Annotated in this window: 27 protein-coding genes and 1 riboswitch; of the genes, 11 read left to right on the top strand and 16 right to left on the bottom strand. The window is 65.6% G+C overall.

Features of this window, described 5'->3' with window-relative positions; all coding sequences use genetic code 11:
* The first annotated feature begins 17 nt into the window (after nucleotides 1–17).
* The gene (locus JKG68_RS17605) at nucleotides 18–1,244 is read left to right on the top strand and encodes an alpha/beta hydrolase (protein ID WP_246515544.1); all 1,227 of its coding nucleotides are present in this window, start codon (nucleotides 18–20) and stop codon (nucleotides 1,242–1,244) included.
* A 118-nt stretch (nucleotides 1,245–1,362) separates the two neighbouring features.
* On the opposite strand, the gene JKG68_RS17600 is transcribed toward JKG68_RS17605, so the two are convergent.
* The 3 genes from JKG68_RS17600 to JKG68_RS17590 all read right to left on the bottom strand — a co-directional run bounded on the left by JKG68_RS17600 (nucleotide 1,363) and on the right by JKG68_RS17590 (nucleotide 3,911).
* On the bottom strand, nucleotides 1,363–1,542 hold the full coding sequence (locus tag JKG68_RS17600) for a hypothetical protein (protein WP_202062148.1): 180 nt from the start codon (nucleotides 1,540–1,542) through the stop codon (nucleotides 1,363–1,365).
* A 241-nt stretch (nucleotides 1,543–1,783) separates the two neighbouring features.
* A complete protein-coding gene (locus JKG68_RS17595) occupies nucleotides 1,784–3,466 on the bottom strand; it encodes a sensor histidine kinase (RefSeq protein WP_202062146.1) in 1,683 nt (560 codons plus the stop codon).
* 223 nt (nucleotides 3,467–3,689) lie between these two features.
* Nucleotides 3,690–3,911: a hypothetical protein gene (locus tag JKG68_RS17590; RefSeq protein WP_202062144.1), complete on the bottom strand. Its 222-nt coding sequence runs from the start codon at nucleotides 3,909–3,911 to the stop codon at nucleotides 3,690–3,692.
* Nucleotides 3,912–4,072: 161 nt separating this feature from the next.
* On the opposite strand from JKG68_RS17590, the gene JKG68_RS17585 reads away from it, so the two are divergent.
* Entirely contained in the window at nucleotides 4,073–4,465 is a 393-nt protein-coding gene (locus JKG68_RS17585) for a response regulator (protein WP_246515542.1), read from the top strand.
* Between the two features lie 105 nt (nucleotides 4,466–4,570).
* On the opposite strand, the gene JKG68_RS17580 is transcribed toward JKG68_RS17585, so the two are convergent.
* The 7 genes from JKG68_RS17580 to JKG68_RS17550 all read right to left on the bottom strand — a co-directional run bounded on the left by JKG68_RS17580 (nucleotide 4,571) and on the right by JKG68_RS17550 (nucleotide 14,048).
* Nucleotides 4,571–5,794 (bottom strand): sensor histidine kinase, encoded by a 1,224-nt coding sequence (locus JKG68_RS17580; RefSeq protein WP_202062142.1) that lies wholly within the window; start codon nucleotides 5,792–5,794, stop codon nucleotides 4,571–4,573.
* An 81-nt stretch (nucleotides 5,795–5,875) separates the two neighbouring features.
* The gene (locus JKG68_RS17575; protein WP_202062140.1) at nucleotides 5,876–8,176 is read right to left on the bottom strand and encodes a PAS domain S-box protein; all 2,301 of its coding nucleotides are present in this window, start codon (nucleotides 8,174–8,176) and stop codon (nucleotides 5,876–5,878) included.
* 119 nt (nucleotides 8,177–8,295) lie between these two features.
* Entirely contained in the window at nucleotides 8,296–8,703 is a 408-nt protein-coding gene (locus JKG68_RS17570; RefSeq protein ID WP_202062138.1) for a response regulator, read from the bottom strand.
* Nucleotides 8,704–8,720: 17 nt separating this feature from the next.
* Nucleotides 8,721–11,582, bottom strand: a complete 2,862-nt coding sequence (locus tag JKG68_RS17565) for a PAS domain-containing hybrid sensor histidine kinase/response regulator family protein (RefSeq protein ID WP_202062137.1) — start codon at nucleotides 11,580–11,582, stop codon at nucleotides 8,721–8,723.
* A gap of 375 nt (nucleotides 11,583–11,957) precedes the next feature.
* Nucleotides 11,958–12,431 carry a VOC family protein gene (locus JKG68_RS17560; RefSeq protein ID WP_202062135.1) on the bottom strand — a complete coding sequence of 158 codons (474 nt, stop codon included), beginning with the start codon at nucleotides 12,429–12,431 and terminating at the stop codon, nucleotides 11,958–11,960.
* A gap of 139 nt (nucleotides 12,432–12,570) precedes the next feature.
* Nucleotides 12,571–13,713, bottom strand: a complete 1,143-nt coding sequence (locus tag JKG68_RS17555) for a L,D-transpeptidase family protein (protein WP_202062133.1) — start codon at nucleotides 13,711–13,713, stop codon at nucleotides 12,571–12,573.
* Between the two features lie 155 nt (nucleotides 13,714–13,868).
* Nucleotides 13,869–14,048 carry a hypothetical protein gene (locus tag JKG68_RS17550; RefSeq protein WP_202062172.1) on the bottom strand — a complete coding sequence of 60 codons (180 nt, stop codon included), beginning with the start codon at nucleotides 14,046–14,048 and terminating at the stop codon, nucleotides 13,869–13,871.
* 1 nt (nucleotide 14,049) lies between these two features.
* On the opposite strand from JKG68_RS17550, the gene JKG68_RS17545 reads away from it, so the two are divergent.
* The 3 genes from JKG68_RS17545 to JKG68_RS34550 all read left to right on the top strand — a co-directional run bounded on the left by JKG68_RS17545 (nucleotide 14,050) and on the right by JKG68_RS34550 (nucleotide 14,944).
* On the top strand, nucleotides 14,050–14,349 hold the full coding sequence (locus JKG68_RS17545; RefSeq protein WP_312890843.1) for a MerR family DNA-binding protein: 300 nt from the start codon (nucleotides 14,050–14,052) through the stop codon (nucleotides 14,347–14,349).
* A gap of 248 nt (nucleotides 14,350–14,597) precedes the next feature.
* The gene (locus JKG68_RS17540; protein WP_246515540.1) at nucleotides 14,598–14,834 is read left to right on the top strand and encodes a hypothetical protein; all 237 of its coding nucleotides are present in this window, start codon (nucleotides 14,598–14,600) and stop codon (nucleotides 14,832–14,834) included.
* Nucleotides 14,831–14,944: a DUF6665 family protein gene (locus JKG68_RS34550; protein WP_312890842.1), complete on the top strand. Its 114-nt coding sequence runs from the start codon at nucleotides 14,831–14,833 to the stop codon at nucleotides 14,942–14,944. The genes JKG68_RS17540 and JKG68_RS34550 overlap by 4 nt, the downstream gene beginning before the upstream one ends.
* On the opposite strand, the gene JKG68_RS17535 is transcribed toward JKG68_RS34550, so the two are convergent.
* Nucleotides 14,941–15,186: a hypothetical protein gene (locus tag JKG68_RS17535; protein WP_202062129.1), complete on the bottom strand. Its 246-nt coding sequence runs from the start codon at nucleotides 15,184–15,186 to the stop codon at nucleotides 14,941–14,943. The genes JKG68_RS34550 and JKG68_RS17535 overlap by 4 nt on opposite strands.
* Before the next feature lie 1,507 nt (nucleotides 15,187–16,693).
* Nucleotides 16,694–16,939, bottom strand: a complete 246-nt coding sequence (locus tag JKG68_RS17530) for a DUF6894 family protein (protein ID WP_202062127.1) — start codon at nucleotides 16,937–16,939, stop codon at nucleotides 16,694–16,696.
* Between the two features lie 220 nt (nucleotides 16,940–17,159).
* Between JKG68_RS17530 and JKG68_RS17525 the strand changes: the two genes are divergently transcribed.
* Together JKG68_RS17525 and JKG68_RS17520 are read left to right on the top strand one after the other, a co-directional pair.
* Nucleotides 17,160–17,414: a hypothetical protein gene (locus JKG68_RS17525; RefSeq protein WP_202062125.1), complete on the top strand. Its 255-nt coding sequence runs from the start codon at nucleotides 17,160–17,162 to the stop codon at nucleotides 17,412–17,414.
* A gap of 138 nt (nucleotides 17,415–17,552) precedes the next feature.
* Nucleotides 17,553–17,993 (top strand): PilZ domain-containing protein, encoded by a 441-nt coding sequence (locus tag JKG68_RS17520; RefSeq protein ID WP_202062123.1) that lies wholly within the window; start codon nucleotides 17,553–17,555, stop codon nucleotides 17,991–17,993.
* A gap of 40 nt (nucleotides 17,994–18,033) precedes the next feature.
* Here the strand turns inward: JKG68_RS17520 and JKG68_RS17515 are convergent, their stop codons facing one another.
* Together JKG68_RS17515 and cobD are read right to left on the bottom strand one after the other, a co-directional pair.
* Nucleotides 18,034–18,204: a hypothetical protein gene (locus JKG68_RS17515; RefSeq protein ID WP_202062121.1), complete on the bottom strand. Its 171-nt coding sequence runs from the start codon at nucleotides 18,202–18,204 to the stop codon at nucleotides 18,034–18,036.
* Between the two features lie 520 nt (nucleotides 18,205–18,724).
* Nucleotides 18,725–19,741, bottom strand: a complete 1,017-nt coding sequence (cobD, locus tag JKG68_RS17510) for a threonine-phosphate decarboxylase CobD (protein ID WP_202062119.1) — start codon at nucleotides 19,739–19,741, stop codon at nucleotides 18,725–18,727.
* A gap of 11 nt (nucleotides 19,742–19,752) precedes the next feature.
* Between cobD and cbiB the strand changes: the two genes are divergently transcribed.
* Entirely contained in the window at nucleotides 19,753–20,739 is a 987-nt protein-coding gene (gene cbiB, locus JKG68_RS17505) for an adenosylcobinamide-phosphate synthase CbiB (RefSeq protein WP_202062117.1), read from the top strand.
* On the opposite strand, the gene JKG68_RS17500 is transcribed toward cbiB, so the two are convergent.
* The gene (locus JKG68_RS17500; protein ID WP_202062164.1) at nucleotides 20,726–22,180 is read right to left on the bottom strand and encodes a cobyric acid synthase; all 1,455 of its coding nucleotides are present in this window, start codon (nucleotides 22,178–22,180) and stop codon (nucleotides 20,726–20,728) included. The two genes, cbiB and JKG68_RS17500, sit on opposite strands and share 14 nt — an antisense overlap.
* 11 nt (nucleotides 22,181–22,191) lie before the next feature.
* Nucleotides 22,192–22,797, bottom strand: coding sequence for a cob(I)yrinic acid a,c-diamide adenosyltransferase (gene cobO / locus JKG68_RS17495; RefSeq protein ID WP_202062166.1), 606 nt, complete (start codon nucleotides 22,795–22,797; stop codon nucleotides 22,192–22,194).
* Nucleotides 22,798–22,902: 105 nt separating this feature from the next.
* A riboswitch (cobalamin riboswitch) is annotated at nucleotides 22,903–23,091 on the top strand.
* A 113-nt stretch (nucleotides 23,092–23,204) separates the two neighbouring features.
* Between cobO and JKG68_RS17490 the strand changes: the two genes are divergently transcribed.
* Genes JKG68_RS17490 through cobW form a run of 3 tightly spaced genes read left to right on the top strand, consistent with a single transcriptional unit; the run spans nucleotide 23,205 to nucleotide 25,317 of the window.
* Nucleotides 23,205–23,840, top strand: coding sequence for a HupE/UreJ family protein (locus JKG68_RS17490; RefSeq protein WP_202062115.1), 636 nt, complete (start codon nucleotides 23,205–23,207; stop codon nucleotides 23,838–23,840).
* 18 nt (nucleotides 23,841–23,858) lie between these two features.
* Entirely contained in the window at nucleotides 23,859–24,254 is a 396-nt protein-coding gene (locus JKG68_RS17485) for a DUF1636 family protein (protein ID WP_202062113.1), read from the top strand.
* A 28-nt stretch (nucleotides 24,255–24,282) separates the two neighbouring features.
* The gene (gene cobW, locus JKG68_RS17480) at nucleotides 24,283–25,317 is read left to right on the top strand and encodes a cobalamin biosynthesis protein CobW (RefSeq protein WP_202062111.1); all 1,035 of its coding nucleotides are present in this window, start codon (nucleotides 24,283–24,285) and stop codon (nucleotides 25,315–25,317) included.

Here is a 25,317-nt window from a genome sequence, read left to right as displayed (position 1 = left end):
GCAGGAAGCGACGGACCATGACACTGCCATACCGCCGTCTCGCGATTGCCGTTGCCCTGCTCCTCGGCCTGAACGCATGTGCAGGTCTGCGGGGCACTCTCGTGCCCGTAGCGGAGAGCGTGCCGGGCGCCAGCAAGGTCGACATGCTGGTCGCCACCACCCGCATGCGGGCTGCCGATCCCGAGGAGTTCTTCTCCGGCGACCGCGGTCCCGAGCTGTCGTTTGCCGAGTTCACGGTTTCAATCCCGCCCGATGCCAGCCGCAAGCAAGGCGAGGTGCAGTGGCCGCGCAACGTGCCCGGCAACCCCGCCACCGACTTCGTGACGCTCAAGGCCGACGTGATCGACCGGACGCAGGCTGCGGCCTGGGTGCGGGGGAGCGTTCGACAGGTGCCCCAGAGGCGCGTGCTGCTGTTCGTCCATGGCTTCAACAACCGCTTCGACGACGCCGTCTTCCGCTTCGCCCAGATCGTGCACGACGCAGGGACACCCGTCGCCCCGGTGCTGTTCACCTGGCCGTCGCGCGGCAGCGTGCTGGCCTACGGCTACGATCGTGAGAGCAATACGTATTCCCGCACAGCTCTCGAGACCACGCTGCGCATGTTGGCCCGCGATCCCTCGGTCGGCGAGATCTCGATCCTCGCCCACTCGATGGGCAACTGGGTCACCCTTGAGGCCTTGCGCCAGATGGCAATCCGCGACGGCAGGGTCGCGCCGAAGATCCGGAACGTGCTGCTTGCCGCACCGGACGTGGACGTCGACCTGTTCCGCGAGGCCATCATGGACATGGGCAGGCAGCGTCCCGGCTTCACCCTGTTCGTATCGCAGGACGACCGGGCATTGGCCGTCTCGCGCCGCCTCTGGGGCGATGCGGTCAGGCTCGGAGCCATCGATCCGGAGCAGGAACCGTACCGCGGCGAGATGGAGCAGGCCGGGATTACCGTGCTCAATCTGTCGAAGCTCCGGTCCGGCGATCCCCTGAACCACAGCAAATACGCGGAGAGTCCTGAGGTTGTTCGGATTATCGGGCGGGAGCTGGCGGAAGGGCAGACGCTGACGGATTCCCGCGTCGGCGTGGGCGACCGAATCATCCAAGTCACGGCCGGCGCGGCGGCAGCGGTCGGCACGGCGGCAGGTATCGCCGTCTCGGCCTCCGTTGCCGTTGTCGATCCCCGTACGCGCGAGAACCTCAAGAGCCACGTAGAGAATTTCGGCCAGACGGTGTCCGGTGCCGTCGAACCTTAGGGTCCTCTACCAACGAACTCGAAGCGCGGCCGTTGCGTCGGTCCCGGTCATGAGGCGAGCCTCAGCATGCGTTCCGGACCGATGCTTGCGGCCATCCTTTTCCTCGTGACCGATGCGGTCACGGCGCAGCCGATCCCGCCCCTGCCGCCGCGGCCGAGCGCTGCGCCCTCGACTGCACCTCCGCCTGCGCGGCCAGCCGAGCCACTCGGGAGGCGAGGATCCCATTAGTCTCCGCGACCATCTTGAGCGCGTTCGGGTAATGCCGCCGCGTGTGTTCCGATGGCGCCACATCACGCATTTCGGCTTCTCACCTCCAATCGAGACGCACCCCCGCACGAGTCCGTCTAAGGTCATCCTCCAATTCCGCCACTAGCATTTCTCAGAGCGGGCATGTTGCCTCGAGCTGATGCAGGGGAACGGTGATGTGCTCCGGCATCAGCGCATTCAGGACGTTCAAGTAGAAGCTTTTCGGGGAGCCCGAGGATGAACAGAGGATTGAGAGCCATACACGAAGGAGTGCATTGAGCGCTGCCGTCTCTTCAGGCCGCGGCCGTCTGGAGCGTGCATACCACCCCCGTCGAGGCGAACTCGAGCATCACATCGCCGTCGAGGTCATGGGCCAGGGCACGCTCGAGCAGCCGTGATCCGAAGCCTCTGCGGCTCGGCGGTCGCACAGCCGGGCCGCCGGTCTCCTCCCAACGCACATGAAGCCTTGGGCGGCCGTCCTGCCCGTCTGCAAGGCCCCACCCGATCCTGACTGACCCCATTCTGTTGGACAGGGAGCCGTACTTCACCGCGTTCGTCGCCAACTCCTGGAACGCCATCGCCAGGGCGAGCGCGGTCCTCGGCGAGAGCCGTACCGGCGGCCCCTCGAACCGGAGACGCCCCCCACCCGGATCGCCGAACGGCTCGAGGGCACGGGCGACGATTTCGCCCATGTCCGCCCCGTCCCAGCTCTCGCGGGTGAGCACGTCATGGGCGCGCGACAGGGCCATCAGCCTGCTCTCCAGCGCCTCATTGGCCTCGCCGACCGAGGCAGAGGTGCGCAGGGTCCGCGAGGCGATCGACTGCACCGTGGCGAGCGTGTTCTTCACGCGGTGGTTCAACTCGTTGACGAGAAGCCGACGGTGCTCCTCGGCCGCGTCGCGCGCGGCCTGACGCCGGTCGAGCTCGTCCATCAATCCGTCGATCGCGGCGCCGACCGCCTCCAGCTCTCCCGCGCCGCCGGGCATCCCCGTGCGGGCCGTCCGCTCCCCGCCGCGCCACGCCTGGATGGTGTGCATCAGCCGCGCCACGGGCGCGCGGACGAACCTGCGGCCGAGGATCCAGGCGGACAGGAGCGCCAGCACGCTGCCGATCAGGGCCAGCACCGCCCCCCGCCGCATGGCCCGGTCGATCGGGGCGAAGGCCTCGTCCCGCGAGAGGCCGGCGCTGATGTAGAGGCCTGTCGGGTTCGCGGTGGCCGGGATGTAGCCAATGACGCGTCGCGTCCCGTCCTGGCTCGTGACCTCCCGCGTTCCGGGCGACGCGCCCGTGACGAGAGTCTGGAAGGGTTCCGGGATCCGCGTGCCGATGAACCGCTCCGGGAACGGCTCGCGCGCGATGATCATCCCATTGCGGTCGGCGATGGTCAGGGCGCTGTTTCCCGCGAGGTCACGCTCGCGCAGCCGCCCGCCGAGCCATTCGAGGTCGAGGCCAGCCGCCAGCACGCCGACGATGGAGCCGTCATCTGCCTTGATGGGTGTAGCCAGGGTCAGGCCGCGCTGGCCCGAGATCCGGCTATCGGTGTACTCGCCGATCACGAACCCTCCGGTCTCGAGCGCCTGCCGGAAATACGGACGGTCGTCGAGGCGCGCGGTGGCGCCCGGCGCGCTGCGGCACTGTACGCCGCCGACGCGATCGATCACGGTGATCGCAGCAAGCTGCGGGGACTGCCGTTGGATATCGGCCAGGTAGAGGCCGCAGGCCTCGGCGTCAAACGAGCGCACCGCCGGCACCCGCGCGACGGCGCGCAGCAGCCCCTCAGCGCCGCTGATGATTCCCTGCATCTCAAGCGAGGCAAGCTGTCCGAACCGGAGGGCGAGTGCATGGATCTCGGCCTCCCGGCTGCGGCGCAGCGAGACCTCGTTGTAGCCAAGGATCGCCAGCGCCGGGGCAAGCGCCACGGCAGTCAGGATGAAGATGCGCAGCCGCAATGACAGTCTCGGACGGGTGATCGTCACTGTCGGTCCTCTCCCCCTCGCCCCTACGGGGTTCCATGGCTCCTGTATTTTGCGGAAAGCCGTGAGTACAGGGGCGGAGGGGATTCGGCCGTGAGGATGCAGCTGAAGGTCAGCGGCAGTTCCACCGCATCGAAGGCCGCTTTAGGCATGCAAGGTTTCTTTGATCCCAAACCAAGGTGCCGGACGATGATGGTTTTCGCTGTTGGGGACAGCCGGACCCATATTACGAACCCCCACCGTGCCCTTGGGAGGCGCCGTTCTCCTCGACGATCCGGTCGATCTCGCGGGCGAGATCGGCCTCGGACTGGCTCAAGGCGCGGGATCGGGCGATCTGAGCCTGTGACCCCTCGATCGCCTGGTTGGCTTGGTCAATGATTTGATGGAGGGAGAGCTCGTCGCGTTTTGGCTCGCGGTCGCAGGGATGGTGCTGATCAGGCAGGCTCATGGCGGGAAGAATCAAGGCAGGAATGCGGCAGCCCAATCCGTAACTCGGGTCACGAGCCAGACGTCAACGAAAATTTGACGCAGGTCCGGCACTCCGTCCGCCCCCTGAGGTTACAGTCTCGGCCATAGGAACGAAGACCATTGCTTCCTGTTTCATCTGACATGTCAGAGCCTCACCCCAACCTGCGCCCTCTCATTCTTGTCGTCGAGGACGAAACCCTCGTTCGGATGACGCTGGTCGACGTCCTGGAGGATGCCGGCTTCAAGGTCATCGAGGCCGTTCACGCCGATGAGGCCCTGAGGGTGCTGAAGGCCGTCTCCGGCATCGACGCCGTCGTCACCGATGTCGAGATGCCGCAAGGCAGCATCAACGGCTTCGAACTGGCCCAAAGGGTCCGCACGGATCGGCAGGAGATCGGGGTGTTGATTGCCTCAGGACGAGCCGCGCCCAAGGCAGGCGATTTGCCGGAAGGGGCCCTGTTCATTGGCAAGCCGGTCCATCCGGAGACGCTCGTGCGGTTGATCAAGAACCTTCTCGGCCCGCCCCTGGGTTGATCGGCTCTGTCATCGAGGATCGGACCCTGCGCCGGCCTGAGCTTTCGTATCTGGTCGCCTGCATGACACGTCCGCCGGGTTTCAGGCTCCATCATTCCCGTGGCGCTACCTTCCGGAGCCGTCGTCCAGTGCGGACACTTCGAGCACGAACCGGGTGCCGGGTTGCGCATCCTGCCACTCCAGCCGACCGCCAATCTGCCGGGCCAGGCTGGCGACGAGCCTCATCCCGAGGCTCCTGGACCGCGCCGGGTTGAAGTCGGGCGGCAGCCCAACTCCGGTGTCGGACACCTCCAGCCGGAGGCGTTCCGGGCTGTCCGACGTCAGCTCGAGCCGGACCTCGCCGGACGCTTCGGGGTAGGCGTACTTGAAGGCATTGGTCACAAGCTCGTTGACCAGCAGCCCTAACGGGACGGCAAGGTCAGTAGGAACGATCACCGGATCGATGCTGCATCCCACGGTGAAGTAGGGAGCCGATCCCCGCAGCTTGGTGCACAGCTCGCCGAGGAACTCCGCGAGATTGACGGAGCGCACCTCGTTGTGACGCCACAGGCGGTCATGGACCTGCGCAATGGTGTGCACGCGGGCTTCGGCATCGGACAGGGCCTGACGCAGGTCGTCGTTGCCCGACGCGCGACCCTGCATGTTCAGCAGGCCAGCCACGAGCTGGAGGCTGTTCTTGACCCGGTGGCTGATCTCCCGGGTCAGCACGTCCTGGTCCTCCAGCGCCTGCTGGAGAAGGGCCTTGTTGGCCCGCAGCTCCTCCTCGGCGCGCTGCCGCTCGATGGCAACTCCCAGGAGGTTCGCGAACCCTTGCATGAACGCGATATCGTGTTCGGTGAAGCGACCCTCGGTTGGGCTGTCCACCTCGAGAACACCAAAGGGATCGCCGTCCCCGCGGATGATGACATTGATCGCCCGCTTGACACCATGATCCGCGAGGAGCTTGGGCGTGCGGAAGCGGGTCTCCTCGGCCAGGTGGTTGGAGATCACGGGCGTGCCGGTCCTGAGGGCGAAGCCCGCCGGACTGTCGAGATCAGCGCCGGTGCGGGCGGCGCCGACCACGCCCGGCTTCCAGCCGACGCCCGCGCGGACCACGAACTCCTTGTCGGCGGGTAGGAACTCCAACACCTTGCAGAACTCGCTGTAGAGGCCGTCGGCGCAGGTGCGGGTGGCCTCCTGGAGAAGGGCATCAATGTCACGGGTCCTGAGGGCGAACAGGCCGAACTGCGCCGTGAGCTGCTGCTGGCGCAGGCGATAGGCGAGCTCGTCGGCCGCATCGCCGCCCTGCTCAGGTGCGATCGGCTGTGCTCCATCCAGGTTCGAGTTCATGGCCCCGCTTCCATTGTCCTTGACCTTGGAAGGCTTAGAGCACCTTGGCAACGAAAAGGCCAGTTCGGGAAAGTCCCTAGCCTATGGCGAGCCTGCCGGCAGCGGGCCTGCGGGCGGAAGGGGAGCGTCAACGGTGCAGATGACCCCGCCGGGAACGAACCCGATGAGGACGTCACCGTCGAGGTCCAGCGCCAGGCTGCGCTCAATGAGGCGCGTTCCGAAGCCTCTTCGCTTCGGAACCTGCACCGGAGGGCCTCCGCTCTCCTCCCATCTCAGGTGCAGGCAGGCCGGAAGCGTCGTCCGATCGACCGTCCATTGGATGCGCACCTCACCGACCTCGTTCGAGAGGGCGCCGTATTTTACCGCGTTGGTGGCCAGCTCCTGCAAGGCCATGGCGATGGCCAAGGCCATCCGGGGCGGAAGCCGCACATCAGGTCCCTCGAGGTGCAGCCGATCCTCACGGGCATTGCCGTACGGTGCGATGGCCTCTGCCACGATCTTGCGCAGGTTGGCTCCCTCCCAGTTCTCTCGGGTGAGCACGTCATGGGCACGTGAGAGCGCGAACAGTCGCGCCTCGAACGCGCCCTGCGCCTCGTCCAGCGTTCCCGCGTTGCGCAGGGTCTGCCCGACGATGGATTGCACGGTCGCCAGCGTGTTCTTCACCCGATGGTTCAGCTCGTTGATGAGAAGCCGCTGGTGCTCCTCCATCTGCTTGGTCTCGGTGATGTCACGCGAGACCAACAGGAGCTTATCAACCGAGCCGTCCGGCCGGGTGATCGGGGTGACCACCACGTCCCACCACCGCGGGTTGCCCTTCATCGTCGGCGTGTGGCCCTGGAAGCGGGCGTTGCCCCCGGCCAGAGCGGTCTGGACGGCCTCGCGGGCCTTCGCGTGGTCCGGCCCGGACCAGAAGCCGCGCCAGTCGCAGCCCTCGACCGCTCCGAAGTCGTCCACCTCCATCACGTCCATGCCGCCCGGGCTCATGAAGCGGAGACGGGCATCCGGGTCGAGAACCTTGATGCAGTCGGTCGAGCTCTCGAGGATACGGCGCGTGAACTCCTCGCTGGCCCGCAACGCCTCCTCGGCCCGCTTGCGCTCGGTGAGGTCCAGCATGGCCCCGATCATCCGGACCGCCCTTCCCCCGCCGTCACGGATGACGAAGCCGCGGTCGAAGATGTCGGCCTCGGATCCGTCCGCCCGCAGGAAGCGGTACTCTGCGCTCCAGTGCTCCTGGCTCCCTGCGATCACCGCTTCAATGCCCGTGACCACGCGCTCACGGTCATCGGGATGGATGTGATCCTTCCACCAGGCGCCATCCGTCTCCCGCTCCGTGAAGCCGAAGAGCGTGGTGAGAGCCTCGTTCCAGACAATCCGGTCGGCTGCGAGATCCCAGTCCCAGATCGCGTCGTTCGTGGCCTTGGCCGCCAGCCGGTAGCGCTCCGCAGTCTCGTGCAGCGCCACCTCGCCCCGCTTCCATTCGGTGGCGTCCCGGAAGTACACGGCCAGCCCGCCTGCGGCGGTGGGATGGATGTCGAGATCCACCCAATTGTCCCGCAGCGGCGAGACGGTCTCGAGGTGCACGGTCCGCCGCTCACGCCGGGCAAGGTGGTGCGCCTCCGCTGCCTCGCTGCCCACGGCAGCCGGGAACTCGTCCCAGCAGACCTTGCCGATCAGGTCCTCGCGCTTGCGGCCCCACCACTCCTCCGCCCTGCGGTTGACGTAGGTGAAGCGCCAGTCCCGGTCGACGGCGTAGAAAGCATCGGCGATGCTCTCGAGGATCTCCTCGTTGCGCTCGTGCGCGAGGCGCAGCCTCTCCTCGCCGCGCTTGCGCTCCAGAGCGCTCCCGAGCAGGTTGGCGAAGCCCTGCATGAAGGCGAGGTCCGCCTCGGTGAACCGCCCTTCGGCAGGGCTGTCGGCTTCCAGAACCCCGTAGCCGCCTGACTCGGTGGCGATTGGCACGTTGATGGCGCGCCGGATCCCATGGTCCACCAGGATTCGGGGCGTGCGGAAGCGGCCCTCGCTCTCGAGGTGGCTTGAGATCACGGGCTCGCCTGTGTGGAAGGCGTATCCGGTCGGGCTTTTCAGGTCGGCCCCGGTCCTGGACCCGATCGTGCCCGGCTTCCAGCCCACCCCTGCCCGGACAATGAAGGCGTCCTCTTCAACCAGGTACTCCATGGCCTTGCAGTAGCGGATGTGCAGGCCCTGCGCACAAAGCCGGGTTGCCTCCTGGAGGAGGTCCATGAACTCGGGTGTCCTGAGCGCAAGGACACCGAAGCCTGCCAGCAGCTCCTGCTGGTGCACGCGGTAGGCCAGTTCATCGGCTGAGGTGCCCCCCTGCTCGGGGGAGCGTCCAGGCGGGAGCTCCCGCTGCTCGTAGTTCATTCCTGTCTGCCTTCGGCATGCAACGTGGTGTAACGCCCAAGGCCGCCGAGGTATCCATGACGGCAATCCGTCCCGTGACCCTGGTCACTTGTTCTGGATCATGGCCTGGATGCGAGTGGTCAGCACGTGGACCGCGAACGGCTTGGTGATCTTCTCCATGCCGGGATCGAAGAAGCTCGCTGGATCGCCTGTCCCAGCGCCTCCGTGTCAAACGGCTTTTGCAGGGTCGGCCAGCCGGAGTACGCTTCTTTGAGTCCGCCGCTGCCGTAGCCCGTAGCGAAGATGAACGGGATGCCGCGCTCCACGAGCACGTCGGCAGCCGGATAGGTCAGGACACCGCCCAGGTTCAGGTCCAGGATCGCGAGATCAACGGACTCGTTCCTGGCTGCGGCGATCGCCTCCTCGAGGTGGTTCGCCACCTTGACCAGCTCATGGCCGAGATCCTCAAGCATGTCCTCGACCAGCATCGCGATCATGCCCTCGTCCTCAACGAGGAGAATGCGGCGGCTGGGTGCGTCCTGTGTCATCGTCATCCTTCGTTGGTTCAGGCTTTGTCAGTCATGGCGCCGCGGAGCGCCACAAGGCCCCGCGTTGCGCGCCGCAGCACACGGGACACGTCCTCGACGGCATAGGGCTTGTGCAGCAGCTCAAACCCGTGCCGCCCCTCCTCGGCCAGCACATGGCTGTAGCCGGAGGTCAGCACCACCGGCAGCGAAGGGTAGCGTTGCCCGATCTCCCGTGCGAGCTCGACTCCGCTCATTCCGGGCATCACCACGTCCGAGAACACCACGTCGAACCGCGTGTGGTCCTCCTCCAGCAGCTTGAGCGCCTCGTGGGCGTTCGCCGCCCACGAGGTCTCGTAGCCGAGATCCTGCAAGAGCTGTGTCGAGAACTGCCCCACCTCGATGTTGTCCTCGACCAGCCGCACACGGCAGCCGCGCCCGTGCTCGTGCGGCCCGCCTCTTCGCGCCTCGCTCCCGACCTCTTTCGTGGCAATCCCCCGCTCGACCTTCGGCAGGTAGAGCGTGAAGCTTGTGCCCCGCCCGAGTTCGCTCTCCACTGCCACGTCACCGCCCGACTGCTTAGCAAAGCCATAGACCTGGCTCAGGCCCAGGCCCGTGCCCTTGCCAACCTCCTTCGTGGTGAAGAACGGCTCAAAGATCGGTCCGAGCTGGTCGGCCGGGATGCCCGATCCCGTATCGCTGACCGACACCGCCACGAAGGAGCCCGGTCCGCCTGCATGCCCGCGGACGGACGGCATGTCGGCAAGGGCATCGACATGCACCCTCAGGGTGCCTTCCCCGTTCATGGCATCCCGGGCGTTCACCGCCATGTTCACGAGCGCCGTCTCGAACTGGATCACATCGGCTTCCACGAAGCAGGGATCACAGGCGGTATCGGCTTCGATCCGGATGCGGCTTCCCACGATGGTGCTCAGCATATCGGTGATGGCCCCGATCCGCTCGGGCACGTCGAACACCTCCGGCTTGAGTGCCTGCCGTCGGGCAAAGGCCAGCAACTGCCCCGTGAGCTTGGCGGCGCGGTCGACTGTGTCGGTGATCGCGTCGACGTACCGGCGGCGGCGCTCCTCCGGCAGGTTGGGCCAGCGCAGGAACTCCACGGATGAGCGGATGATGGTGAGCAGATTGTTGAAGTCGTGCGCTACGCCTCCGGTGAGCTGGCCCACCGCCTCCAGCTTCTGAGACTGGCGCAGGGCGGCTTCAGTCCGCTCCCGTTCCGAGACGGCATCGATCACGCGGCTTTCCAGCTCCTCGTTGAGCTGACGCAGGGCAGCTTCAGCCTCTCTGCGGTCGGTGACGTCGAGGACGAACTCGACCACCTCATCGCCAACCTTGCGCGGCGCGAACAGACCCCACCAGCGCGAGCCGTCCTTGCGGAAGTACTGCTTCTCGTACGGAGTGGCCTCGCCCAGCGTAGTCACCTGCTCCACTGCCCGCCAGGACTCGGGGTGGAACTCCTCGGGCGTGAACTCCTGCCAGGTCTTGCCGAGCGCCTCCTCGCGAGTGAAGCCGGTCATGCACAGGAAGGCTTCGTTCGCCTCCGTCAACGCCAACCCCTCACCCCAGAACAGCACCCCGACCGTGCTGATGCCCAAGGCCGTTCTGAGGCGCTCCTCGCTGTGGCGCAGCGCCTCCTCGGCCCGCATCTGCTCGCTGACGTCGCGGTAGAAGGCGGCCACTCCGCCTGGAACCGGGTAGATGCGCAATGCAAGCCAGAGATTGTGCCCCGTAACCGCATCCACATAGTGATGGTTCAGCTCGACCGGCACGCGCTCGGTCATGGCCCGGCGATAGGCAGCCTCGACAGGGGTGCCGACCGAGCCGGGGAACGCCTCCCAGTGAGTCTTGCCAATCAGCTCGCTCTCGGGCCGGCCGTCGAGCCGGAGGCCCTCGGCATTGACCTCGGTGACGCGATACTCCTCATCGAGAACGACGAAGCCCTCGCACATGGCGGCCAGCACGCTGGTGTAGCGCGCGTTGCTCCCGCCGATGGCGGTCCGGGCCAAGTGCGCCTCGGTGACGTCATGGCCCTCGCAGAAGATGCCGGTTACGTGACCAGCCTCATCCCGCACGGGCTCGTAGATGAAGTCGAGAAAGCGCTCCTCCGCAACCGCATCGGGCGAGGCCTGAAGACGGATCGGCACGTGATGGGCCACAAAGCTCTCGCCGGTGGCGTAGACTTGGTCCAGCCACTCGAAGAAGCCCTGCCCTTCGAGTTCGGGGAAGGCCTCGCGCACCGTCTTGCCGACGAATTCACGTTCGCCGAACAGGCGCCGGAATGCCTGGTTGACGAACTCGAAGCGGTGTTCCGGCTGGGTCAGGACGGTGATGAAGCCAGGCGCCTGCTCGAACAAGCGCCGCTGCCGCTCGGTCTCGGCCGCCAGCCGCCGCTCGGCCATGATCTGGCCCGTGATCTCGGTGCAGGGGCAGAAGAAGCCTGCAACGGCTCCGCTCTCGTTGCGCACGGGCGTGTAGGAGAATGAGAAGTGCGTCTCCTCCGGGTAGCCTCGCCGCTGCATAATGAGGGTGATGTCGTCCATGTGAACGGACTCACCACCGTAGGCCTTCTCGACGATCGGCAGGAGGTCGGCGCGGATCTCGTGCCAGACCTCCAGGAAGTCGCGGCCCAGGGCGGCGGGGTGCTTGCTGACGAGGATCTCGGCATAGGCATCGTTGTAGAGCAGCGTGCGCTCCGGACCCCAGGCGATGAACATCGGTTGGTTTGATCCGAGCATCACCCCGACAAGGGTCTTGAGCCCGGACGACCAGCCGTCCGGCGAGCCGAGCGATGTCGCCGCCCAGTCGTGGGCGCGGATGAGGGCGCCCGTCTGCCCGCCACCCGAGAGGAAGTCCAGTCTGCTGTTCTGTCCAAGGCTGCCGTGCATCGGGTCCGGTCTCGTTGTAGCGCCACATGACATCAGTCATGGCTCTGCCTCTAGCGGGCTGGGCATGGCATTTGACATGACTTCGAAGGAAGGAAGCGTGAGATAGGTTCCCGGTGAGCAGCCGTAAAGGCGGCGAAACCCTGTAAAGGCGATTTTTGCTATACTTCTCACGCTAGGTTCCAAGTGGCTCCGGCCAGCCTGGGTGGCGCCATCGTCATCCCAAGACCAAGCGGTCCCAAGGTCTGCATCGATGCACTGTCGATCCCGGGGACTACAGGAATGTCCGCTGTTCCTTGCCAGACAAACCCTCGGCCTACTTCAGTGAAGTGCCAGGGGCGAACAACCGCTAAACTTTCGCAGACCCGCGCTGGAGCATCAACCGCGCTGCGCCGCCTCGATCGCCGCGACGTCGATCTTCGTCATGTCCATCATCGCATCGAACGCGCGCTTGGCTTCGGCGCCGCCGGCTGCCAATGCCTCCGTCAGCACGCGCGGCGTGATCTGCCAGGATACGCCCCACCTGTCCTTGCACCAGCCGCACGCGCTCTCCTGGCCGCCGTTGCCAACGATGGCATTCCAGTAGCGGTCGGTCTCCTCCTGATCGTCGGTGGCGATCTGGAACGAGAAGGCTTCGTTATGCTTGAACACAGGACCTCCGTTGAGGCCGAGACAGGCAACGCCCGCAACGGTGAACTCGACGGTGAGCACGTCGCCCTTCTTGCCGGACGGGAAGTCGCTGGGTGCACGGTGCACGGCATGCACTGCGCTGTCGGGAAAGGTCTCGGCATAGAACCGGGCCGCAGCCTCGGCGTCCTTGTCGTACCAGAGACAGATCGTATTCTTCGGCATCGCGTGTTCCTCTCACCTTGAGCCACTGCTTGGGCCTTGTTAGGACGTGCCGCGCACCGGGATGGTCGTGCTCAAGGCCGGCAGGTCCCTGCACATCGAACCGGATCGGCGGAGCCTGTCCGTCGCCGCCCCACGGTCCCTAGCCGCCGAACAGCCCTCGGAAGCGCTCGAGCACCGAGCGTCTGTCACCCCTTGCCGCTTCGGGCGTCGGCATAGGAGCTGTTGTTGCTGTCGGAGCGGCCTGCCAGATGGGTTCGCCAGCGGCGATCTGGCCATTCCGCGGTCCTTGCGAGCTATAGGCGAGCGTCGATGATGGTCCCTGCCTCGGCTTCCCGTTCGTAGCCAAGACGACTTCCTGCGGCCCGGCGGCCAGCGCCTCGGGCCTGCTCACGTCGCCGAGGCGGTTGCGGGCGCTGGCATCGACGGCAAACGAGCCATCCTCACTGGACAACGCCTGCCGGAAGCTCTGGTGCTGCCCGCCGTCGCCGTAGACGAGCTTGATCGGCTGCACGCCCCTGGCCGCCAACCCGGCAACCTGTTGGTCATCGCTCTGCCGCTTCTGCGCAACGGCCGCCATGACCGAGGCGTCGCCGCTGAACGCATACTGTTGGTTGGCCACGGACACCTGCGGCTCCTGCTTCGCGAGTTCGAAGTAGTCCGAGCCTTCCTTCATGTTCTTCCAGAAGGCGATGTTCGGATCCATGCGGTGCCTGGCCAGGTTCTCGGCCGTCATCCGGAACGGATACGACTGGAACTGGAAGCTGCGCTGCCCGCTGGCAAAGGACTCGCGGGCGAGCGCGTAGACCTCGGAGATGGCCTCGTCCGTCATGGCGAAGCAGCCGCTCGACGAGCAGGAGCCGTGCACCATCAGGTGCGCGCCCGTCCGGCCGTGGGCGCGGTCGTACGCGTTCGGGTAGCCGAGATCGAACGAGAGATGGAAGCTGGAGTTTGGGTTCATCTGCGAGGGCGTGACCGTGTAGAAGCCTTCCGGTGCCTGGCGGTCGCCCTCGCGGGTCTTGGGGCCGAGCTGGCCCGACCAGCGGCACATCGGGTAGGTCTTGAGGAGGGCGTACCTGCCGTCGGAGCCGCGCTTCCAGACCTCGATCTCGGATTCCTTCTTGTAGGCCCGCATCAGGATGGGATCGTTCTGCGACATCCCCTTTCCGGCCATGAGCGCCATGGTAGCGGGCGGGATCGGCGCCAGGTGGCGCGTGGATCGGGTGTCACCCTGGCAGGCGGCGAGCGCGAGCACGAGGCCCGCAGCCAATGCGATACGCTTCATCGTGGTGATCCCCGCTTCCGATCCGCCCGGGCGCGAGTGCCAGGCAGTTACCCGATTTCCCTTGATGCCGGCTTCAGGTCCGCTTGCCGCAGGCCCGGCCGATCCGAAGTAGAAGTTGCCGCCAAGTCAGGCAGGATTGAGGCACTGGTCTCGGTTCACCCGTGATCCACAGGGTGGCCTTCGCTGGCGGATGCCCTGCCCGATCCGTCGGGAAGTACGATCCAGCTTGGCACGGTCGCGCGGTAGCGGTCATAGGCCGTACCGTGCATGTGCTCCAGATGCTCCTCCTCCATCCGGATCTGGACCGAGAAGGCAACCCATGCGGCCGTGAGCACGATGCCCCTGACCGCGGTCGGAGCCGTGAGGAAGGCTCCACGGCTCAACTTCATCCGCCATGCCCGCGAGCTCGGCTTCGAGGTCGAGGCCATCCGCCCGCTCCTGGGGCTCGCAGGGGATCCGGACCGCTGCTGCGGCGAGGTGCACGACATCACCAACTCCCACCTCGAGGAGGTGAAGGACAAGATCGCCCGGCTCACGGCCTTGCGCGACGAGCTGGAGACCATGGTTACCTGCGACCACCGCCGGGTTTCCGAGTGCCGGATTATCGAGGTCCTCGCGGATCATGGGAAGTGCTAGCACCCCGAGCATTGAATCGCCGAGACACGCGCCTGAGCGGTGGCCGACGTGAACCGCGCTCCGCTTGACTGCGCTCGATCATTGCGTCCCGCGGAGCCTCGATCCTGAGGCGCGCTCCTGGCTGGCCCTTGGCGCGTTGCGTGTCGGTCGCGGATTGCCCATGCAGGCTTGCGCCAGGGTGTCGCGTTCCGTCATGGGCATGGCGACATCATATTCGTCCTCGTCGTCAACCATTGCCAGGTCCAGAGATGGCCGTTCGCATTCCCCAAAGCCTATCCACGGGCCTCAATCGGGAGACCGGATGGGACGTGCTCGACTACGAGTTGCGCGAGCAGAAGGCGCGGACGCTGGGAAACCTCGGTGGCGAGGTCGAAGGGGCCCTTGCGGCACTGCGTGCCTTTGACGTGGCGGCGCATGGAATGGACGGGGAGGAACGGCGTCGTGCAATGCTGGATGATGCCGCGGACCTGGCTGGGCCTTCATGATCCAGCGTGAGCTTTGCGGGTTCCGGAACTGGGAGGCCGTGGTGAAGGATTACGGAATCCCGCGCGAGGTGTTGAACCGGGTCGGGCAGGTCCGGCGCAAGGTGGGCTAGGCACCTGACCTGACCGGCGCCACAGTCGGTGTTCCACGCGGGGCGAATGGATCGGGTGATTTCCGGCGGATGTCAACGGCGGCAAGCCTGAGTCCAGGGGCGTATCCCAAGTCCGTCAAATCGAACTGACCCTGCCAGACACCCTTCCGGTGAAAGATCCGGACCCAACCGCTCTTGGCCTCCTGCGGCAGGGCGGTCGCGATGCCGAGCGTGCCGGGCAGCACGGATCCATGCTCGGCCATTTTGTCCCGGGGTCCGTCGCCTGGCAGGTTCCCTTCACCAAGGATTTGTAGCCGACAGCCCCCCGAGTCTCAAAACCTGTCGTTTTGTTTCAGGGGGGTTGTCGTCTTGCAAAGTACAAGCCCTTCATGGAGAGCGAACTCGGGTATGATGGCGTCGAAGACGCGACCAAAGGCCCAAGGACGATCCGAGACGGCAGGCCAGGTTCCGAGACCCCGAGAGCGGGAGTGAGGTGGGACGCTCCAGATAAGTGTTATAGACCAAGCGCCAAATGCGATAGCGTATGCTTTAGGAGCCGTCCATCTAGGGTGGCGCACGGTCGGGAAAATGCCCCTAACCCATTGATACATAAAGGACCGACGAGTCCTTTGTCGGGAAAAAAGATCAGTCTTTTCAATCAATTTACGTGGACTCTGACTCCGTTAGTCTCGGTTCGAATCCAGGTCCCCCAGCCAATCAGTTCAACCCGTTAGGACCTCGTCCTAACGGGTTTTTTCATGGCCCGACGCTATCGGGAATCCTGGTTGCAGTACGCCCGGCCTGCCAAGAGAAAATGTGGCCTGTTTGGTCCTTTAACGGGGCATAGCGAAGGCGGCGCAAAAGTGGATATCCTTTTGGGACACCCCCCAAAATGGGACGATAAAGGATCGGAGCTGTTATTGTTCATGAAGTGAGCAAGCACTCACACGATGAGCACCGACCATGCGTATTTTGTCTCTATCCGTCTTCGCTGCAACGGCCCTCCTATCCTTCAACGCGTCCGCACAGCCAGGCGGATGGGCCTCGACCCCCGAGGGCAAGGCCCGCTGGGATTCTTGCTATAAAGAGACCAGATTGATCCATCGAACCCGCAACCGGTCGACAACCGACTTCAGGGTCATGATCAAAGAGGCTCGCAAGAGCCACATGCGGATATGCATGGCGCGAGCGACACCTCCTTCTCCGGTCAAAGTGGCCGTGCCAACGGACAAGAACCCGGAAAGCGCACTGGTGAGCTGGGCGGGAAGCCCCTGAGGGCCATCGCAGCTGACGCCGAGGCTGCTCTCCGCAGGGTTCTTCGCCACCCCGGAGGCAGCCGTGCCACGGCCGGTCCATGGCAGCAGCGCTGCTTCTAGAGCTGTTTCCATTGCCATGGAAACAGCTCTATTCTTGGCTGTGCCGCATTTTCAACGGTGAACCGGATCCAGTTCACCTGAGAATGCTCTAGCCAGAATGGCTCACGTGTCGATGAAAGCCGCGGCCCCTTGGGCTCGCGCGGCTTTCATCGTTTGCAGGCTGCCTCCGCTACGGACCTGAGTTCCCCAAAGCCTCGCACTCCGGATCTCCATCGAGAAACATTCCTACGGACGAATCCTCATGAGACCGTGCGGCCGATCCCTCGGTCGTGCGTGGTTTCGTCATGAGCCGCTCTGGCCCATGACCATTTGACGCGCCGGGCGCGGTCCATGCCTCAGCCGTCCATGCATGGACGGCATCAGGCCTCCACTCTGACGGGGCGGCTCTCAGGCTTCAATCCCGAGAGATAGCCATCATTTCGGAACAAGGGATGATCAGAACGGGGCGAAGATCCTCCCCGACGATCTCGATAACGATCTCGCTGCTGTAGTCGGGCGACAAGCCGGCCCAACTGCTCAGAAGCTTCTCGGCAACCTTCAGTGCTTCCGTTTTGGCAGCCGATATGTCAGGCACGTCAACGCCACTTGGATCCTCGCTAATTCCGAAGTGGCTCCTTATATCGATGTAGTAGCGGGGCACGACTCATCCGACACGGTTGGAGGATGATGGAAGACCTCTCCCACCATTGTATTGATTTATGTTAGGCGACAACCGGCGGCAGGAAAATTCACCCTGAATCCCCGCTCACTATTTTGGACAGACCGGAACCTTCACGCCTATCGTGAATGTCCGCCTCGGCACCGGATCAAAAGGTTGGATCCCGATGTTACCCCTTTGTCGACAACCTGAAGGATCCTGCATGCTGCTCCCTTGGATGAAGCTCACGACAGACACCACAATGCTCGCCCTCGAGGCGCAGATGGTGATCTGGACACGGTTGTCCCAAGCCGCCATGGGTCGCGGAACAGCGGCTGAAAATCTGCTCATGGTCACGGAGAAAATGACGGCTTTTGCCGAGGCGGCAGCCACGATCGCGTCCGGTGGATCCGCCCATAAGGTCGTGAAGGGCTATCGCAAAAAGGTCCAGGCCAATGTGAAGCGGCTAGGACGCTAGCCGATGCGCATCCGTCGGGCCAAGCTCGCCCATGTGCCTGACAATTGTTCTGGAACGCCTTATCGTCCCGTTGATGCAGGCTCCGCCTGAATTTGCTATGATCCACCGGAGAAGGAAGCGCGTCGAAAGGTGACCTCCATGCGAGACCGTCGTCAGAGCGAGCGTCTGCCTTCGATTCTGGAAGGGCGCATCACGCTCGACCGGCAGCTTCAATGCACTCTGAGAGACATCTCTGGAACCGGAGCACGAATATGGCTCCCCGACGCTGTTGATCTTCCGCGGGAGTTCCAGCTGGAGATCCCGGCCCTGGATCAATCCATGCCTGTCCGGCTCATGTGGTCGAACGGGAGAACTCACGGGATTCTGTTCCTGGAAGAACTCCGCAGCCTCGCGGACAGCGACCCCGACGGCATGCCGGAGCCCCTTTCGTCGCCACAGCCTCAACCTGATCTGCAAGGAATCTCGAAAGGTCTCGCTCCGCTCACCGAAGATGTTCTCGAAGATGCTCGCCAGCAGCTTGCCGAGATTCTGGAGTTGCCCGCCGACAAGATCAAACTGAAGCTTGAGATCGATCCTTAAGACCGCGTCCGCGCAGGCATGCGCACCGAGCTTGGCCCAATCACCGGGGCACGACGGTATCCGGGTTCGATGGGATCTGCTTCACGGTTTCCTTGCTGGCCTCCCGCCCGGGCGCACTCTCCTGGTCGGAATGCGTTTCGCGCAGGGCGAAGAAAACGGCCACAACGGCCAGTGCAATCATTGCAAGCGCCGTCCATCTGCGAGGACCCATGATGCTCTCCTAAGCGGGCTGGTAAAAGGTCTGAACTCTGCGAGGATGTGCTGGTTCCTCGCGCATCCTTCCCTTCCGGCACCAAGGCCGGGTCATGGCCGAGGCTGCTTCATCGACAGAGCAGTTCACGACGGCACCGCAAACGGCGGGCGCGACACTTTGTACCGCCTCTCGCCGATCGTTCCATTCCTGTGAGACTCCGAGGGACACACCTCGGCGTAAAAACACTTGAGAATAAGGTTTTCACTAAGTCGAGCTCAGACCTTGAACCAAGCTTAACGATGAAGATCATCGTAGTACAGATCAAGCTTAGCTTTTATGATTACGTATTTTTCCGTATTTATTCTCATCAGCAAATCGGCTTATAGGCTCATCTCATTGATGCGGGGCAATTGCACAGACAGTCACCAAAGATATATTTCAATACACTGCCGTGTTTAGGGGGGGTAAGCACGGCTCCGAGCCGTGAACCAGTTCGATAGACCGGTTCACGGCTTTTTCTTTACAGCGCACCTTAAGCTTAGCGTGCGCTCCACGTCCGCTTGAATGCAGCCAGGGCTTCGCCAAGACGCAGCCAGGACCCCTCGCCAGACGGCAGCCCGAACCGGAGAAGGCTCGGACTGTGCTGGAAGCGGCGCACCCAGATGCCGCGTTCGCCCAAATGCGAGAACAGCGCCGGACCTCTCTGGCTTTCCATCAGCCGGTAAAGGCTCGTGCCCTGGATGGGCCGGTCCGAAACGGGCTCCAGAAGAGCGTCGAGGCGGCTGGCGTCCGTTGCCCGCGAAAGCCGAGCAGCCTCCCGCCACCCATGGTCCCGCAGAGCCTGCCGCCCCACCTCGATGGCAGGGCCGGAAACAGCCCAGGGGCCGAGGGCCGTCTTCAAGCGCATCCCGATGGGCTCCATAGCTATGGCGAAGCCGAGCCTCAGGCCGGCAAGCCCATAGGTCTTGCCGAAGGAGCGCAGAATGACGGTGTTGTGCGGCAGAACGGGAACAAGCGTCTCGTCGGCATCGAAATCGGCGAACGCCTCGTCCACCACGAGCCAGCCCCCGTTCCGCTGGAGACGGCCGGCAAGCTCAAGCAGCGCTTCGCGCTGGATGCATCTGCCATCCGGGTTGTTGGGATTGACGAGGACGACCACATCCGCGCGGTCCGCCCGATCGAGGGATGAAACCTCGGACACCGCGTGCCCGGCGCTGCGCCACGCATGCGCATGCTCGGCGTAGGTGGGTCCCAGGATGGCGACCTGCGAGCGGGGCCGGAGAACCGGCAGCAGGCTGATGAGCACCTGCGTTCCCGGCGCCGCCACCACCGTCGCAGCATCCCGCGCGCCGTAAGCCTCGGCCGCAGCCGCTTCCAGGTCCCGGTGGGCCGAAGGCGATGGAAGGCGCTCGAACGAGGAGGGTGGCAAGGGGGGCACCGGATAGGGTATGGGGTTGATCCCCGTCGACAGGTCGATCCACGGCTCGGGCGCTTCCGGAAAAAGCCGCCGGGCCTCGTCCAGGTCGCCTCCGTGCCAGATCCGCGTCTTATTCATCGATCCCATCCATGGCCCTCTCCGACAGCCTGCTGATCCTAAGCACCGCCCTCGCGGTAGAGGCAGCCCTCGGCTATCCCCGACGCCTTTATACGTGGATCGGGCATCCCGTCACGTGGATCGGCAGGCTTATCAAGGGGCTTGATCGACGCCTGAACCGTGACACCCGGCCCGCCGGACAGCGCCGGGCCGCGGGCATCCTGGCCCTTCTGGTTCTCCTTGGCACCACGGCCGTCGTGGCCTGGAGCCTGGAGGCTCTCCTCCTCCCGCTGGGCTGGCCCGGAGGCCTCCTGCTGGCCATTCTCGCCAGCAGCCTGATCGCCCAGCGCAGCCTCCATGAGCACGTGGCAGCAGTCTCCGAGGGGCTGCGCGACGGCGGGATCGAGGGTGGGCGGAAGGCCGTCTCGATGATCGTCGGGCGCAATCCCAACAGCCTGGACGAGGCCGGCGTCTCCCGCGCCGCCATCGAAAGCTTGGCGGAGAATTTCTCGGATGGAATCGTCGCGCCGGCGTTCTGGCTCGGCCTCGGCGGCCTCACGGGGGCGGCCCTCTACAAGGCGGCCAACACCGCCGACAGCATGATCGGCCACCGCACGCCCCGGCACGAGGCCTTCGGCTGGGCGGCGGCAAGGTTCGACGACCTCGTCAACCTTCCCGCCTCGCGCCTGTCAGCGTTGCTGATCGTCGGAGCGGCGGCCCTGAACCGGAACGCGTCCGCCCGCGAGGCCCTGCGCGCCGTCTGGCGCGACGCCTCGTATCACCGCTCGCCCAATGCCGGCTGGCCCGAAGCTGCCATGGCCGGCGCCCTGGGCCTGCGATTGGCGGGGCCGCGCGTCTATGGGGAGGTGCGGGTCGAGGACCGGTGGATGGGCAGCGGAAGGGCCGATGCGACGGCCCAGGACATCGACCGGGCGCTCCGCCTCTACCGGACGGCCTGCGGGCTGCTCTTCGGCCTGGCCTCCGCCCTCGCCTTCCTGGCCTGGATCATCGCGCGCTGATCGCGAAGAGCCGCTCGCAATCGAGATGCGCTTCGAGGTGATCCGCGAAACGGTCGAGGATGCTGTCGACGAGAGCCTCATAGGCCAGATCGCTTGTCTCGGCTCCAAGCAGCCCGAGCCACCGCGCCCGCTGACGATCATCCGAAAACAAGCCGTGCACATAGGTGCCCGCCACCCGGCCGTCGGCCGAGACAGCGCCATCGGGCCGCTCGCCCGAAAGCTGCGCGAAGGGCCGACCGGACGCCTCCGGGCCGGTGGTTTCGCCGATGTGCATCTCGTATCCGGACAGGGGCGTCCTGTCGGGAAGGGTGGATCCGGTCACCGCCTCCAGGCGCTTCCTGGGCGTCAGGGTAGTCGTGACGTCGAGCAGTCCCAATCCCTCCACGGAACGTCCGGCTTCGCCCTCGATGCCGAAGGGATCGTCGATGCGCCGGCCCAGCATCTGATAGCCGCCGCACAGACCCAGCACCCGCCCACCCCGGCGCACATGGGCCTTGAGGTCGATGTCCCAACCCTGCTGGCGGATGAACAGGAGGTCGTCGATGGTGGTCTTGGAGCCGGGCAGCAGCACGAGCGCAGCCTGAACGGGAAGCGGCTGTCCCGGCTCGACCAGCACGACCTCCACTCCGGGCTCCTCGCGCAAGGGATCGAGGTCGTCGAAATTCGAGATCCAGGGCGTCACCGGCACGGCGACGAGGACGGAGCCTTTTGCCCGTTCGGCTCCGGCCCGCCTGAGCCCGAGACCGTCCTCCGCCGGAAGACGTGCGGCATCGGCAAAATGCGGCACGAGGCCCAAGGCAGGCCAGCCGGTGCGTTCGGCCACGAAGCGCATGCCGCTGTCGAACAGGGCCGGATCGCCCCGGAAGCGGTTGACCACGAAGCCCTTGATCATCGCCGCGTCCGCCTCGTCGATCACCGCCTTGGTGCCCACGAGGCTGGCGATGACCCCGCCCCGGTCGATGTCGCCCACGAGCACCACGGGCACGTTGGCCGCGCGAGCAAAGCCCATATTGGCGATGTCGCCCGCCCTGAGATTCACCTCCGAGGCCGAGCCTGCGCCTTCCACGAGAACGAGATCGGCCTCAGCCGAAAGCCGCCCGAAGCTGTCGAGAACCGCTTCCATGAGGCGCGGCTTCCAGGATTGATACTCGCGCGCCTTGGCCGTGCCGACCACGCGGCCCTGCACCACCACCTGCGAGCCGATCTCGCTCTGGGGCTTGAGCAGCACCGGGTTCATGTGGACGCTAGGCTGAACGCCGGCGGCGCGAGCCTGGAGCGCCTGGGCGCGGCCGATCTCGCCGCCGTCCGCGGTGACGGCCGCATTGTTGGACATGTTCTGCGGCTTGAACGGCCGGACCCTCAGTCCCTTGCGCGCAAAGACCCGGCACAGGCCCGCCACCAGGAGCGACTTGCCCACATTGGAGCCGGTGCCCTGCACCATGAGCGCGCGCATCAGAACTCGACGCCTTCCTGCGCCTTCACGCCGGCTGAGAAGTGGTGCTTCACGAGGGTCATCTCGGTCACCAGATCGGCAGCCTCGATCAGCTCCGGCTTGGCGTTGCGGCCGGTGACGACGATGTGGAGATCCGGCCTGCGCCGCCGCAGGGTTTCGACCACCTCGGAAAGCGGCAGGTACTCGTAGCGCAGGGCGATGTTGAGCTCGTCGAGCACGAGGAGGCGGATGTCCTCCCGGGCCATCAGCTCCTTCACCTTGGCCCAGGCGCGCTCGGCCGCCGCCACGTCGCGGGAGCGGTCCTGCGTTTCCCAGGTGAAGCCCTCGCCCATGGTGTGCCACTCCACCTGATCGGCAAAGCGGTCGAGGGCCATGCGCTCGCCGGTTTCCCAGGCGCCCTTGATGAACTGCACCACGCCCACCTGGAACCCGCGCCCGAGCGCCCGCAGCATCAGCCCGAAGGCCGCGGTCGACTTGCCCTTGCCGGGGCCCGTGTGGACGATGAGGAGCCCCTTCTCCACCGTCTTCGAGGCGACCTCGCGGTCCTGCACCTCCTTGCGCTTGATCATCTTGGCGCGATGGCGCGCTTCTTCGTCCGGGGTCATGTCAGCCTTCTTCATCATCAGCGGGCTGCACCATGAACAGCCCGGGACGGGATTACAAGGCCGGCGGAATCCCAATGCCTAGGCTTGAAAGATGTCTTCCGCCCCGGTAAGCATGTTGCGGACGGTGCCCCGGCAACGGGGTGAAAAGGGAATGCGGTGAGACACCGCGGCTGCCCCCGCAACTGTAAGCGGCGAGCCTTCGCTCCAAATGCCACTGGGTGCTCATCCCGGGAAGGCGGTGGCGGGCGGCATCGACCCGCGAGCCAGGAGACCTGCCGTCAGCCTTTGCTTCTATCGGGTCTGTCGGACGGGGTGTGCCGACGGTGACCGTAGTCGAACGACCTGCCGTCGTTCGGTTCCGTCCGTGGAAGCCCAACAGACCTGAAGGTCTCCCGACGGAGAGAACGATGCCCGCACAGACCCTGCCGAAGACCCGCCTGCTTGCCGCGATCCTGGGCGGCCTTGTCGCCGCAACCCCTGCCTTGGCTCACCATCCCATGGGCGGCATGACGCCGGAGACCTTCACCCAGGGGCTTCTCTCGGGTCTCGGTCACCCGGTCATCGGCCTCGACCATCTCGCCGCGCTCGTCGGCGTCGGCCTCGTCTCCTCCCGCTTCGCGCGCGGCCTTGCCCTGCCGGCGTTCTGGGTTCTGGCCATGGCCGCAGGCGTCGGCCTTCACCTCGCAAGCGCGAACCTGCCTTATGCGGAAGCCCTCGTGGCGCTCAGCGTCGTTGCCATCGGCCTTGCGGCGACCGTGCGCACCACCCTGCCCTACGCGCTGATCGCAGCGCTCTTCGCTGCCGGCGGCGCGGTGCATGGCTATGCCCTGGGCGAGTCGATCGTGGGCGCGGAATCGGCCCCGCTTGCCGCCTATCTCGCGGGCCTCGTCGCCGTTCAGGTGGCGCTGACCACGGGCATCGCCTTCGCGGCCCGTTTCGTGACCGATGGCTCGCCGGCCATGCCGGCACCCGGCCTGCGCCTTGCCGGCCTTGCGGTCGCCGTCGCCGGCGCAGCAACCCTTGTCCTGCCCGCTTTCGCCTGAGCGGATCGGCCTTAACCCATGACATCATCTCCCGAGGAGATCTGCCTGCATGTCTGCGTCACCTGCCGTCAGGCGGGTGGCCCGGACGACAAGGCGCTCCGGCCCGGCGCGGTGCTGCACCAGGCGCTGACGGAGGCGCTGGCCCAACCCGACGCGCCGAAGGTGCGCGTCGAAGCGGTCGAGTGCCTTTCCGTCTGCAAGCGCCCCTGCACCATCGCGGTCTCCGGCCCCGGACGCTGGACCTACATCTATGGCGATCTGAGCGCCGACACGTCGGTCGAGACGATTCTCGACGGGGTTCGGCGCTACGCGGCAACCGTGGACGGCCTCGTGCCCTGGCGCGAGCGGCCGGAAGCCTTCCGCAAGGGCGTCGTTGCCCGCATTCCACCTTTCAAAGCGAACAGCGCGGCTTGAGCGACAGCCGCCCGAAAGGCCTCATTTCATGAGCGATCTGAACAAGATCCCCTGCACCATCGTCACCGGCTTCCTCGGCGCCGGCAAAACCACCATGGTGCGCCACCTCCTGGAGAACGCGGGCGGGCGGCGTCTGGCCGTTCTCGTCAACGAGTTCGGCGATCTCGGCTTCGACGGCTCCTTCATCGAAGGCTGCGGCATCGAGGGCTGCACGCAGGAAGACATCGTGGAGCTTCCGAACGGCTGCCTGTGCTGCACCGTGGCGGACGATTTCGTGCCCGCCCTGAACACGCTCCTGAACCGCCCGAACCCGCCCGAGCACATTCTCATCGAGACTTCGGGCCTCGCCCTGCCGAAGCCGCTCGTTCGCGCCTTCAACTGGCCGGATATCCGCTCCCGGGTCACGGTCGATGGCGTGATCGCGGTGGTCGACGGACCGGCCGTCGCAGCGGGTGCATTCGCGGAGGATCCGGAGGCGCTGGAGGCCCAGCGCGCCGCCGACACCTCCGTCGAGCACGAGAACCCGCTGGAAGAGGTGTTCGAGGACCAGCTCCTCTGCGCCGACCTCATCATCCTCAACAAGACCGACCAGATGGATGCGGGCGAATTGCCCCGCGTGCTCGCCGAGATCAACGAGCACCTCCCCCGCGCCGTGAAGGTCATCGAGACCGCCCACGGCAAGGTGGATCCCACGGTGCTGCTCGGCCTCGGCGCTGCGGCGGAAGCCGATCTGGAATCCCGCCCCTCCCATCACGAGACCGCCGAGGATCACGACCACGACGACTTCGACAGCGTGGCGATTCCGGTCGATGCCGTCGCCACGCCGGAAGCGCTCGTCGCCCGCGTGGAACGGGCCGCGGAAGCGGAGGGCGTGCTGCGCATCAAGGGTTTCGCCCCCGTGAACGGCAAGCCCATGCGCCTCGTGGTCCAGGGCGTGGGCCGGCGCGTCGCGCACCATTTCGACCGGCCGTGGAAGGCCGACGAGGCGCGGGACGGACGTCTGGTGGTGATCGGACTCAAGGGCTTCGACGTGAAAGCCGTGGAGGCCGCCCTGCGCGGGTGA

It is taken from the genome of Microvirga aerilata, assembly GCF_016743775.1.
In the GTDB taxonomy this organism is placed as follows: Bacteria; Pseudomonadota; Alphaproteobacteria; order Rhizobiales; family Beijerinckiaceae; genus Microvirga; species Microvirga aerilata.
The sequence above is the reverse complement of the archived record's forward strand: the minus strand, read 5'-3'. Positions and strand labels throughout refer to the sequence as shown.